This window comes from Streptomyces sp. NPDC001381, assembly GCF_042895685.1.
Lineage (GTDB): Bacteria > Actinomycetota > Actinomycetes > Streptomycetales > Streptomycetaceae > Streptomyces.
On record NZ_JBIAWO010000001.1, the window covers coordinates 17,551 to 28,904 of the forward strand.

General features: G+C 72.0%; 12 protein-coding genes. 5 read left to right on the plus strand and 7 right to left on the minus strand.

From position 1 onward, the window contains the following. Positions 1–1,221, plus strand: a complete 1,221-nt coding sequence (gene serB, locus ACFY2L_RS00090; protein WP_390656150.1) for a phosphoserine phosphatase SerB — start codon at positions 1–3, stop codon at positions 1,219–1,221. Between the two features lie 82 nt (positions 1,222–1,303). Here serB and ACFY2L_RS00095 read toward each other — a convergent pair whose 3' ends face one another. From ACFY2L_RS00095 to ACFY2L_RS00110, 4 genes are all read right to left on the minus strand, one after another. Continuing rightward, on the minus strand, positions 1,304–1,822 hold the full coding sequence (locus ACFY2L_RS00095) for a SixA phosphatase family protein (RefSeq protein ID WP_390821121.1): 519 nt from the start codon (positions 1,820–1,822) through the stop codon (positions 1,304–1,306). Between the two features lie 100 nt (positions 1,823–1,922). Continuing rightward, positions 1,923–2,141: a hypothetical protein gene (locus tag ACFY2L_RS00100; RefSeq protein WP_390656148.1), complete on the minus strand. Its 219-nt coding sequence runs from the start codon at positions 2,139–2,141 to the stop codon at positions 1,923–1,925. Positions 2,142–2,344: 203 nt separating this feature from the next. Continuing rightward, positions 2,345–2,461: an SGM_5486 family transporter-associated protein gene (locus tag ACFY2L_RS00105; RefSeq protein WP_107055787.1), complete on the minus strand. Its 117-nt coding sequence runs from the start codon at positions 2,459–2,461 to the stop codon at positions 2,345–2,347. 149 nt (positions 2,462–2,610) lie between these two features. Continuing rightward, positions 2,611–3,942, minus strand: coding sequence for a CynX/NimT family MFS transporter (locus ACFY2L_RS00110; RefSeq protein ID WP_390656147.1), 1,332 nt, complete (start codon positions 3,940–3,942; stop codon positions 2,611–2,613). Positions 3,943–4,012: 70 nt separating this feature from the next. On the opposite strand from ACFY2L_RS00110, the gene ACFY2L_RS00115 reads away from it, so the two are divergent. Then, positions 4,013–4,705 (plus strand): FadR/GntR family transcriptional regulator, encoded by a 693-nt coding sequence (locus ACFY2L_RS00115; RefSeq protein WP_390656146.1) that lies wholly within the window; start codon positions 4,013–4,015, stop codon positions 4,703–4,705. Between the two features lie 54 nt (positions 4,706–4,759). On the opposite strand, the gene ACFY2L_RS00120 is transcribed toward ACFY2L_RS00115, so the two are convergent. The 3 genes from ACFY2L_RS00120 to fabG form a co-directional block, all read right to left on the minus strand. Next, complete coding sequence (locus ACFY2L_RS00120) at positions 4,760–5,095, minus strand: hypothetical protein (RefSeq protein ID WP_390656145.1); 336 nt, start codon at positions 5,093–5,095, stop codon at positions 4,760–4,762. A 163-nt stretch (positions 5,096–5,258) separates the two neighbouring features. Continuing rightward, on the minus strand, positions 5,259–6,026 hold the full coding sequence (gene fabI, locus ACFY2L_RS00125; RefSeq protein ID WP_390656144.1) for an enoyl-ACP reductase FabI: 768 nt from the start codon (positions 6,024–6,026) through the stop codon (positions 5,259–5,261). Between the two features lie 5 nt (positions 6,027–6,031). Next, complete coding sequence (fabG, locus tag ACFY2L_RS00130) at positions 6,032–6,736, minus strand: 3-oxoacyl-[acyl-carrier-protein] reductase (protein WP_390656143.1); 705 nt, start codon at positions 6,734–6,736, stop codon at positions 6,032–6,034. 244 nt (positions 6,737–6,980) lie between these two features. Here fabG and ACFY2L_RS00135 point away from each other — a divergent pair, with 244 nt between their 5' ends. From ACFY2L_RS00135 to tyrS, 3 genes are all read left to right on the plus strand, one after another. Continuing rightward, positions 6,981–8,504, plus strand: coding sequence for a TldD/PmbA family protein (locus ACFY2L_RS00135; RefSeq protein ID WP_390656142.1), 1,524 nt, complete (start codon positions 6,981–6,983; stop codon positions 8,502–8,504). After that, a complete protein-coding gene (locus ACFY2L_RS00140) occupies positions 8,501–9,895 on the plus strand; it encodes a metallopeptidase TldD-related protein (protein ID WP_390656141.1) in 1,395 nt (464 codons plus the stop codon). The genes ACFY2L_RS00135 and ACFY2L_RS00140 overlap by 4 nt, the downstream gene beginning before the upstream one ends. A gap of 68 nt (positions 9,896–9,963) precedes the next feature. After that, positions 9,964–11,229, plus strand: coding sequence for a tyrosine--tRNA ligase (tyrS, locus tag ACFY2L_RS00145; protein WP_390656140.1), 1,266 nt, complete (start codon positions 9,964–9,966; stop codon positions 11,227–11,229). The last annotated feature ends 125 nt before the right edge of the window (positions 11,230–11,354 follow it).

The window sequence follows — 11,354 nt, forward strand, 5'->3', positions numbered from 1 at the left end:
ATGAGCGCTTCGCAGACTTCGCCGACCTCGTCCTCTGATGTCCCCACCCTCCTTGTCAAGATCTTCGGCAAGGACCGGCCGGGCATCACGGCCGGTCTCTTCGACACCCTCGCGGCCTACTCCGTCGACGTGGTCGACATCGAGCAGGTGGTCACCCGTGGCCGCATGGTGCTGTGCGCGCTCGTGACCGCGCCGCCGCGATCGCTGGAGGGGGACCTCCGCCGCACGGTCCACAGCTGGGCCGAGTCGATCAAGATGCAGGCGGAGATCATCTCGGGCCTCGGTGACAACCGTCCGCGCGGCGTCGGCCGCTCCCTGGTGACCGTGCTCGGCCACCCGCTCACCGCGGAGGCCACGGCCGCGATCGCCGCCAAGATCACCAAGGCCGGCGGCAACATCGACCGTATCTTCCGGCTCGCCAAGTACCCCGTCACGGCCGTCGAGTTCGCCATCTCCGGTGTGGCGGCCGAGCCGCTGCGCACCGCGCTGGTCACGGACGCGGGCGCGCTGGGTGTGGACGTCGCCGTCGTGGACGCGGGTCTGCACCGGCGGGCCCAGCGGCTCGTGGTCATGGACGTCGACTCGACCCTGATCCAGGACGAGGTCATCGAGCTGTTCGCCGCGCACGCCGGCTGCGAGGACCGGGTCGCCGAGGTGACGGCGGCCGCGATGCGCGGTGAGCTGGACTTCGAGCAGTCGCTGCACGCGCGCGTGGCGCTGCTGGAGGGGCTGGACGCCTCGGTGGTGGACAAGGTGCGCGCCGAGGTGCGGCTGACGCCGGGCGCGCGCACGCTGATCAGGACGCTGAAACGACTCGGCTACCAGGTGGGGGTCGTCTCCGGCGGCTTCACCCAGGTCACCGACGATCTGAAGGAACGGCTCGGGCTGGACTTCGCCCAGGCCAACACGCTGGAGATCGTCGACGGGAAGCTGACCGGCCGGGTCACCGGTGAGATCGTGGACCGCGCGGGCAAGGCGCGGCTGCTGCGTCGCTTCGCCGCGGAGGCCGGCGTACCGCTCTCGCAGACCGTGGCGATCGGTGACGGCGCCAACGACCTGGACATGCTCAACGCGGCCGGGCTCGGGGTCGCCTTCAACGCCAAGCCGGTGGTGCGCGAGGCGGCGCACACCGCGGTGAACGTGCCGTTCCTCGACACCGTCCTGTACCTGCTGGGCATCACCCGCGAAGAGGTCGAGGCGGCGGACACCCACACCGAGTAGCGCCCCGGTCCGAGGGCGGCCCCGTACGACGCGCGAGGGCCCGGCGCCACCGGGGTGCCGGGCCCTCGCGCGTGCCGGACGGTTACTCGGAGGGCTCCCAGTAGTCGGTGAGCCTGGCCATGGCCGGTTCCAGGGCCTTCCAGGAGCCGTCGAAGGTGAGGACGGCGTAGGAGGAGGCCGGGAAGCCGCGGCGCGTCATCCGCTCGCGTGCGTCGCTCTCGGCCGAGTCGGCGAGGATGTCGGCGAGGGCGTGGACGCCCGGGTTGTGGCCGATCAGGATGACGCTGTGGACGTCGTCCGGGGTCTCGTTGAGCAGGGCGATCAGCTCGCCCGGGGATGCCTCGTAGATCCGCTCCTCGTAGACCGTTTTCGGCCGGTGCGGGAGTTCATGGACGGCGAGCTTCCACGTCTCCCTGGTCCGGACCGCGGTGGAGCACAGAGCCAGGTCGAGCGGGATGCCGCTGTCGGCCAGCTTGCGTCCGGCGACGGCGGCGTCCATCCGGCCCCGCTCGGCGAGCGGTCGGTCGTGGTCGTTCACCTGTGGCCAGTCGGCTTTCGCATGCCGGAAGAGGACGATCTTGCGGGGTTCTGCGACGCTCATGCGTCCCAGCTTCGCATGAAACAGGCCACGGGGCGCAGGGAGTTGACATGCGGCTTCTCCGGTCGTCCCCGGGGTGTGGAGCGTCTTCGGGGCGTGCCGGTCACTGCCGGCGCGCCAGCAGCTCCTGCACGCGCTCGACGAGGTGGGTGATCGCCGGGTCCCCGGTCGCGGCGTGCGCGTCGGACGGGTTGGCCATCAGGACGAGCAGGACGGCGAAGGCGAGCGTGGGAAGGGCGAGGGCCCACCAGGGCAGCCGGGTGTCCACGCGGGCCGGGGCGGCGGCCGGGCGGCGGGGCCGGGTGAGCGCAGGGGCCGACATGGGTGCCTCCGGTCGTCTCCGAGGGGTCCGTGGTCCGCCTCGCGCGGCCACATCTCGAAGCTACGGAACCGGCGGCCCGCGGCCCATCCGGTGATCCACCCACTTGACCCTGACCCTCACCCCCTAGGGGACAGGGGGGTCAACCCCACCATCGCCGTGAAGGCCCGGGTCGTGGCGGGGTCCTCCGGGCCGTCGCCGGCAGGTCAGGGCGAGGCGATCGTCGCGATGACGGCGATGATCACGAAGATGGCGAGGAACGAGCCGAAGACGATCAGCATCTTCTTCTGGCCGTTCTGGGGGTTCGGGTCGAGCACTGGCATGCCACCCAGTCTCGCACCCACCACCGGTCCCCCGGCCGCCGGGGTCGGGGCCGCCGGCGGGTACGGCGGTCACCGGAACCGACGGCCGACCGGGCGGGGCGGCCGTGGGGTGTGGCCTCGGAGGTCGCCGTGGGGTGTGGCCTCGGAGGTCAGGGGGCCGGGGGTTCGTCCTCGATCGTGCGGGGGCGGCCCGCCAGGATGCCCGCGACCATCTGGGGGAGCATGAGCGCCGCCATCAGGGCGAGGGGAAGGCCCCAGCCGCCGCTGTGCTGGTAGAGCACGCCGACCAGGAGGGGGCCCGGGATCGAGATCAGGTAGCCGGTGCTCTGTGCGAAGGCGGAGAGCCGGGCCACGCCCACGCCGGTCCTGGCGCGCATGCCGACCATCGTGAGGGCGAGCGGGAAGGCACAGTTGGCGATGCCGAGCAGCACGGCCCAGACCCAGGCTCCCTCGGCGGGGGCGAGATACAGGCCCGCGTAGCCGGCGAGGCCGCAGACGCCGAGCGCGACCACGATCGGGCCCTGCTGCGGCAGCCGGGTCGCGACGCGCGGGATGACGAAGGCCAGGGGCACGCCCATCACCATGGTGACGGCGAGCAGCAGCCCGGCCTCGCCCGCGGGCACCCCCGCGTCCCGGAAGATCTGGGCCATCCAGCCCATGGTGATGTAGGCGGCGGTGGCCTGGAGTCCGAAGAAGACGGCGAGGGCCCAGGCGGTGGGGCTGCGAGTGATGCGCGGGCCGGCCGACGGCTCCGCACGCGCGTGCGTGCGCGGGGCGGGTGAGGTCTCCGGGAGCCGTACGGAGCTCTCGGCCTCCCCCGCCGTGTCCCGCCGCCCGCGGAGGAACGGCAGCCACGGCGGCACGGCCACCGCCGCCAGAGCAGCCCAGAGCGCGAGCCCGGGCTGCCAGCCGCCGCCCAGCGCCCCGGTCATGGGGACGGTGAGCGCGGCGGCGGCCGAGGTGCCGAGGGCGAGGGCCATCGAGTACAGGCCGGTCATGGAACCGACCCGGTCGGGGAAGTGCCGCTTGACGATGACCGGCATCAGCACGTTGCTGACGGCGATGCCCATCAGGGCCAGGGCGCTGGCGGCCAGGAACCCGGCCGTGCCGCCCGTGTACGGCCGTACGAGCAGCCCCGCGCCGATCGCCGCCATGCCCGCGCACACCACCGCGCCCGCGCCGAAGCGGCGGGCGAGGCGCGGGGCCGTGACCCCGAAGACGGCGAAGCAGAGCGGGGGCACGGAGGTGAGGAGCCCGGCCACGCTGCCGCTCATGCCGAGGCCGTCGCGGACCTCTTCGAGCAGCGCGCCGAGGCTGGTGATGGCCGGCCGCAGGTTCAGCGCGGCCAGCACGATGCCGGCCATGAGCCATCGGTGGTGCCACGCGCGCGTGGCCGTGCCCGGGGGCTCGGCGGCCGCCGGCGTACCGAGGGGCGTGCGTGTCGTCGTCCGGATCTCCTCGCCTGGCATGGGGCCCATCATAGAATCATGGGATGATTACCTGTCCATCCCCGGGTGCTCCTCCCCCGCCCGGCCCGTGCGAAGGTGTGCCATGCCCCTGAGCCATCCCCGTCGCTCGGCGCTCTCCGAGCAGGTCATCGCCGCGCTGCGCACCCAGATCACGTCGGGCGAGTGGCCGGTCGGCTCCCGCATCCCCACGGAGCCCGAGCTGGTCGAGCAGCTCGGTGTCGCCCGCAACACGGTCCGCGAGGCCGTCCGCGCGCTCGCGCACAACGGGCTGCTGGCCATCCGGCAGGGCTCGGGGACGTACGTCGTGGCGACCAGTGAGCTGGCGGGCGTGATGCACCGCCGGTTCGCCGACGCGGACCCCCGGCACATCGCCGAGCTGCGTTCGAACCTGGAGTCGGGGGCGGCACGGCTGGCGGCCGAGCGGCGCACCGAGAAGGACCTCAAGCAGCTCGACGCGCTGTTGCTGCGACGCGAGGAGGCCTGGGAGTCGGGCGACAAGGAGGCCTTCGTGACGGCCGACGCGACCTTCCACCTGGCGGTGGTGGCCGCTTCCCACAACGACGTCATGACGGCGATGCACGCGGACCTGGGCGAGGTGCTGCGGGACTGGCTGCGGGAGGACGTCGGCGAGGAGCTGACGCCGGAGACGTACATGGACCACACGCGGCTGGTGGACGCGATCCGCGCGGGCGACGCGGAGACGGCCGCGGCGGAGGCCGCCGGCTATCCGCTCGTGTGCCGGCCGGGCCGGTTCACCGCGTCCGGCGACCAGTGACCCGGCCCGGCGGCGGGGCGGTGGCCCGGCCCCCACGGCCCGCCCCGGCCGGGTTCACGGCTTCTCGTGGCTGACCCAGGCCGAGCGGACCTCCTTCCAGCAGCGGCCCGTCAGCCGGACGGTCATGGCGGGCCCGGCGTCGACGGGGGCGCCGTCGGTGTCGAGGTCCCACCAGCGCTCGCACTCGATGTGCAGGCGGACGCGGTCGGTGTCGGCGTAGGGGTTGTGGCAGTGGGCGACGACGTGGGAGCCACGGACGCCGGTGCGGCACTCCGCGCCGAACGGCTCGGGGTGGTCTCCCACGCGCGCGTGCGGAAGCGCCTCGTACGGCAGACAGAAGACGAGGGCGACGGCGGCGGTCACTGGGGCGAGGCTACGGAACAGGCGCACAAGGGAACCTCCTCGGCAGAGCTGGGGAGGGAAGCGCGTGAAGGAACGCGCACTTCAGCGTGCCTGCCCGGAGCACTCCACCGCCCGGTCAGCTACGCCGGACGGGTGACGCCCCGCCTCCCGCGCGGGGCGGGAGACGGGGCGTCGGAAGCACAACCGGAGATCAGGCGCCGATGGCGTGCAGACCGCCGTCCACGTGGATGATCTCGCCGGTGGTCTTCGGGAACCAGTCGCTCAGCAGGGCGACGATGCCGCGGCCGGCCGGCTCGGGGTCCTTCAGGTCCCACTCCAGCGGGGAGCGGGTGTCCCACACGGAGGCCAGCTCGCCGAAGCCCGGGATGGACTTGGCGGCCATGGAGCCGAGCGGGCCCGCCGAGATCAGGTTGCAGCGGATGTTCTGCTTGCCCAGGTCGCGCGCGATGTAGCGGCTGGTGGCCTCCAGGGCGGCCTTGGCCGGGCCCATCCAGTCGTACTGCGGCCACGCGAACTGCGCGTCGAAGGTGAGGCCGACGACCGAGCCGCCGTTCTGCATCAGCGGCAGGCAGGCCATGGTCAGCGACTTCAGGGAGTACGCCGAGACGTGCATGGCGGTGGCGACCGACTCGAACGGCGTGTTCAGGAAGTTGCCGCCGAGCGCGTCCTGCGGGGCGAAGCCGATGGAGTGCACGACGCCGTCGAGGCCGCCGAGCTCCTCGCCGACCAGGTCGGCCAGGCGGCCCAGGTGCTCGTCGTTGGTGACGTCGAGCTCGATGACCTTGGTGGGCTTGGGGAGCTTCCTGGCGATGCGCTCGGTCAGCGTGGGCCGCGGGAACGCGGTCAGGATGATCTCGGCACCCTGCTCCTGGGCCAGCTTGGCGGCGTGGAAGGCGATGGAGGACTCCATCAGCACACCGGAGATCAGGACGCGCTTGCCCTCGAGAATTCCGCTCATGGTGATCAGTGACCCATTCCCAGTCCGCCGTCAACGGGGATGACGGCTCCAGTGATGTACGAGGCGTCGTCCGAGGCGAGGAACCGCACCGTCGCGGCGACCTCCTCCGGCTTCGCGTACCGGCCGAGCGGGACCTGCGAGACGATGCCCGCGCGCTGCTCGTCGGTGAGCACCTTGGTCATGTCGGTGTCGACGAAGCCGGGCGCGACGACGTTGAAGGTGATGTTGCGCGAGCCCAGCTCACGGGCGAGGGAGCGCGCGAAGCCGACGAGGGCGGCCTTGGAGGCCGCGTAGTTGGCCTGCCCGGGCGAGCCGTAGAGCCCCACGACCGACGAGATCAGGACGACCCGGCCCTTCTTGGCGCGCAGCATGGCGCGGTTGGCGCGCTTGACGACGCGGAAGGTGCCGGTGAGGTTGGTGTCGATGACCGAGGTGAAGTCCTCCTCGGACATGCGCATCAGGAGCTGGTCCTTGGTGATGCCGGCGTTGGCGATCAGGACCTCGACGGGGCCGTGCTCGGCCTCGATCTCCTTGTAGGCCTGCTCCACCTGCTCGGGGTCGGTGATGTCGCACTTGACGGCAAGGAAGCCGGCCGGCGGCTCGCCCGAGCGGTACGTGATCGCGACCTTGTCGCCGGCGTCGGCGAACGCGCGGGCGATGGCGAGGCCGATGCCCCGGTTTCCTCCGGTGACGAGAACCGAGCGGCTCAACGGATCACCCTTTCGAATAGGGGTCTGGCACACCTGCCCGGGACCTTGACGGCAGGCGGCTTCCTCCGAAACCTATCGGTCCGCCCCCGCGCGCGGACATTCGGGCACCGACAGTGGGTTACGGGACTGACTGTGGGGTCTCTACAGAAAATTGCCGACGCCGGTCGGAAAGGGTGTGGTCCGGGGGCTGCTCGGCGCGACATGATCGGAGCCTCACAGGCGACGACATCAGGGAGATACGTAGGTGCCTCATACCATCGATGAAAGTTTCACGGCCCTACCCCTACGCGCCCTCGCCGACGCCGCCCTCGCACGCGCGCGTGCGCTCGGGGCCGAGCACGCGGACTTCCGGTTCGAGCGGGTGCGCAGCGCGTCCTGGCGGTTGCGGGACGCCAAGCCCGCCGGGTCGTCGGACACGACCGACCTGGGATACGCGGTGCGGGTGGTGCACGGCGGTACGTGGGGGTTCGCGTCCGGCGTGGACCTGACGATGGACGCGGCCGCCAAGGTGGCCGCCCAGGCCGTGGCGATGGCCAAGCTGTCCGCGCAGGTGATCAGGGCGGCCGGGTCGGACGAGCGGGTGGAGCTGGCCGACGAGCCGGTGCACGCCGAGAAGACATGGGTGTCGTCGTACGAGATCGACCCGTTCACGGTGCCCGACGAGGAGAAGGCCGCGCTGCTCGCGGAGTGGAGCAGGCGGCTGCTGGCGGCGAACGGCGTGAATCACGTCGACGCCACGCTGCTCACCGTCCACGAGAACAAGTTCTACGCCGACACGGCCGGCACGGTGACCACCCAGCAGCGGGTGCGGCTGCATCCGTCGCTGACGGCCGTCTCGGTCGACGAGTCCAGCGGCGAGTTCGACTCGATGCGGACGATCGCGCCGCCCGTCGGGCGCGGCTGGGAGTACCTCACCGGCACCGGCTGGGACTGGGACGAGGAACTGGAGCGGATGCCCGAGCTGCTCGCCGAGAAGATGCGCGCCCCCAGCGTGGACCCGGGGCTGTACGACCTGGTCGTCGACCCGTCCAACCTGTGGCTGACCATCCACGAGTCCATCGGGCACGCCACCGAGCTGGACCGCGCGCTCGGCTACGAGGCCGCCTACGCCGGCACCTCCTTCGCCACCTTCGACCAGCTCGGCAAGCTGCGCTACGGCTCCGACCTGATGAACGTCACCGGTGACCGGACCGCCGAGCACGGCCTGGCGACGATCGGCTACGACGACGAGGGCGTCGAGGGGCAGTCCTGGGACCTGGTGAAGGACGGCACGCTCGTCGGCTACCAGCTGGACCGGCGGATCGCCAGGCTCACCGGGCTCGGGCGCTCCAACGGGTGCGCCTTCGCCGACTCCCCCGGGCATGTGCCGGTGCAGCGCATGGCGAACGTGTCGCTGCGGCCGGATCCGGCGGGGATGTCGACGGAGGATCTGATCGGGAGCGTCGACCGGGGCATCTACGTCGTCGGTGACCGGTCCTGGTCCATCGACATGCAGCGGTACAACTTCCAGTTCACCGGCCAGCGGTTCTTCAGGATCGAGAACGGGCGGATCACCGGGCAGCTGCGGGACGTGGCCTACCAGGCGACGACCACCGACTTCTGGGGTTCCATGGCCGCGGTGGGCGGCCCGCAGACGTACGTCCTCGGCGGCGCGTTCAACTGCGGCAAGGCCCAGCCGGGTCAGGTCGCGGCCGTGTCGCACGGCTGCCCGTCGGCCCTGTTCAAGGGCGTCAACATCCTCAACACCACGCAGGAGGCCGGCCGATGAGCGCCCGTACCAACAAGCCGCACGAGGTCGTGGAGCGCGCCCTCGAGCTGTCGCGGGCCGACGGGTGTGTCGTCATCGCCGACGAGCAGTCGACGGCGAACCTGCGCTGGGCAGGCAACGCGCTGACGACCAACGGCGTCACGCGCACGCGTACGCTCACCGTGATCGCGACGGTCGACGGCAAGGAGGGCACCGCCTCCGGGGTCGTCTCACGGGCCGCGGTCACCGCGGACGAGCTGGAGCCGCTGGTGCGGGCCGCCGAGGCCGCCGCGCACGGCGCCGGTCCCGCCGAGGACGCGCAGCCGCTGGTCAGGGGCGTGCCGGCGTCCCCCGAGTTCACCGAGGCACCCGCGGAGACCTCGTCCGCGGTGTTCGCCGACTTCGCGCCCGCGCTGGGCGAGGCCTTCGCACGCGCGCGTGCCGGCGGCCGCGAACTGTACGGCTTCGCCAATCACGAGGTGGTGTCGACGTACATGGGCACGTCGACGGGGCTGCGGCTGCGGCACGACCAGCCCAACGGAACGCTGGAGCTCAACGCCAAGTCCCCGGACCGTACCCGCTCGGCCTGGGCGGGGCGCTCGACCCGGGACTTCAAGGACGTCGACCCGGCGGCGCTCGACGCCGAGCTCGCCGTACGGCTCGGCTGGGCGGAGCGGCGGATCGAGCTGCCCGCCGGGCGGTACGAGACGCTGCTGCCGCCGACCGCCGTGGCGGACCTGCTGATCTACCAGATGTGGTCGGCGTCGGGCCGGGACGCGGCCGAGGGCCGGACGGTGTTCTCCCAGCCCGGCGGCGGCACCCGGCTCGGCGAGAAGCTGTCCGAGCTGCCGCTGACCCTGCGCAGCGACCCGAACGAGCCGGGCCTGGAGTCGGCGCCCTTCGTGATCGCCCACTCCTCCGGTAGCGACTCGTCGGTGTTCGACAACGGGCTGCCGCTGGCCGCCACCGAGTGGCTCAGCGAGGGTGAGCTGAAGCACCTGCTCACCACCCGGCACACGGCGGGCGTGACCGGGCTGCCGACGGCCCCGGGGATCGACAACCTGATCCTCGACGGCGGTGCGGACCGCTCCCTGGAGGAGATGGTCGCGAACACCGCGCGCGGGCTGCTGCTGACCTGCCTGTGGTACATCCGCGAGGTGGACCCGGCGACCCTCCTGCTGACCGGTCTGACCCGGGACGGCGTCTACCTCGTCGAGGACGGCGAGGTCGTGGGCGAGGTGAACAACTTCCGGTTCAACGAGTCGCCGGTCGGCCTGCTGGGCCGGGCCACGGAGGCGGGGCGCACGGAAAAGACGCTGCCCCGCGAGTGGAGCGACTGGTTCACTAGGGCTGCGATGCCCGCGCTGAGGGTGCCGGACTTCAATATGAGCTCTGTCAGTCAGGGCGTATAACCTCGTAGCCGGCGGTCGCCCGACCGGCCGAAGAGCGTCAAGAAGATCATCAAGGAGATACGAGAACCGTGACGGACATCGTCGACGAGCTGAAGTGGCGCGGGCTGTTCGCCCTGTCCACTGACGAGGACGCTTTGCGCAAGGCGCTCGCGGACGGTCCCGTCACGTTCTATTGCGGGTTCGACCCGACCGCGCCGTCCCTGCACGTCGGGCATCTGGTGCAGGTGCTCACCGTGCGCCGGCTCCAGCAGGCCGGTCACCGGCCGCTGGCACTGGTCGGCGGGGCGACGGGCCTGATCGGCGACCCGCGGCCGACGGCGGAGCGCACGCTGAACGACCCGGAGACCGTCGCCGGCTGGGTCGGCAAGCTGCGCGCCCAGATCGAGCCGTTCCTGTCCTTCGAGGGCGAGAACGCCGCGGTGATGGTCAACAACCTCGACTGGACCGCCGGTCTGTCCGCCATCGAGTTCCTGCGTGACATCGGCAAGCACTTCCGCGTCAACAAGATGCTGACGAAGGACTCCGTGGCCCGGCGTCTGGAGTCGGACCAGGGCATCAGCTACACCGAGTTCAGCTACCAGATCCTCCAGGGCATGGACTTCCTCCAGCTCTACCGGCGCTACGGCTGCACGCTCCAGCAGGGCGGCAGCGACCAGTGGGGCAACCTCACGGCCGGCCTGGACCTGATCCACCGGCTGGAGCCGCACGCGTCGGTGCACGCGCTGGCGACGCCGCTGATGACCAAGGCGGACGGCACCAAGTTCGGCAAGACCGAGGGCGGCGCGGTCTGGCTCGACCCGGAGATGACGACGCCGTACGCGTTCTACCAGTTCTGGCTGAACGTGGACGACCGGGACATCTCGAAGTACATGCGGATCCTGTCCTTCAAGTCCCGTGAGGAACTGGAGGAGCTGGAGAGGCAGACCGAGGAGCGGCCGCAGGCGCGGGCCGCGCAGCGGGCGCTGGCCGAGGAGCTGACGACGCTGGTGCACGGCGCCGGCCAGACGGCCGCCGTGATCGCCGCGAGCCGTGCCCTCTTCGGGCAGGGCGAGCTGGCCGAGCTCGACGACCGCACCCTGGCCGCGGCGCTCTCCGAGGTGCCGCACATCCAGGTCGCCGAGCCGGGCCTGGTGGTGGATCTGTTCGCCGAGGTCGGGCTCGTCGCCAGCAAGTCCGCCGCGCGGCGCACCGTGAAGGAGGGCGGGGCCTACGTGAACAACGTGAAGGTCACGGCCGAGGACGCGGTGCCGGACGCCTCGGAGCTGCTGCACGGGCGGTGGCTGGTGCTGCGGCGGGGCAAGAGGAACCTCGCCGCGGTCGAGGTCACGGGCTGAGCGCAGGGCGGTACGCCGGGGCGGGGGGGGGGGGGGGGGGGCCGGGGGGGGGGCCCCCCCCCCCCCCCCCCCCCCCCCCCCCCCCCCCGCCCGCCCCGCCCCCCCCGCCCCCGCGGGCCCGCGGG

Bases quoted from the DNA above. Each gene is read 5' to 3' on its own strand.
- serB (WP_390656150.1), top strand. From the start codon at position 1: ATGAGCGCTTCGCAGACTTCGCCGACCTCGTCCTCTGATGTCCCCACC.
- ACFY2L_RS00115 (WP_390656146.1), top strand. From the start codon at position 4,013: ATGCCCCTGAGCCATCCCCGTCGCTCGGCGCTCTCCGAGCAGGTCATC.
- ACFY2L_RS00100 (WP_390656148.1), bottom strand. From the start codon at position 2,141: ATGTCGGCCCCTGCGCTCACCCGGCCCCGCCGCCCGGCCGCCGCCCCG.
- ACFY2L_RS00095 (WP_390821121.1), bottom strand. From the start codon at position 1,822: ATGAGCGTCGCAGAACCCCGCAAGATCGTCCTCTTCCGGCATGCGAAA.
- ACFY2L_RS00105 (WP_107055787.1), bottom strand. From the start codon at position 2,461: ATGCCAGTGCTCGACCCGAACCCCCAGAACGGCCAGAAGAAGATGCTG.
- ACFY2L_RS00110 (WP_390656147.1), bottom strand. From the start codon at position 3,942: ATGATGGGCCCCATGCCAGGCGAGGAGATCCGGACGACGACACGCACG.
- ACFY2L_RS00140 (WP_390656141.1), top strand. From the start codon at position 8,501: ATGAGCGCCCGTACCAACAAGCCGCACGAGGTCGTGGAGCGCGCCCTC.
- fabI (WP_390656144.1), bottom strand. From the start codon at position 6,026: ATGAGCGGAATTCTCGAGGGCAAGCGCGTCCTGATCTCCGGTGTGCTG.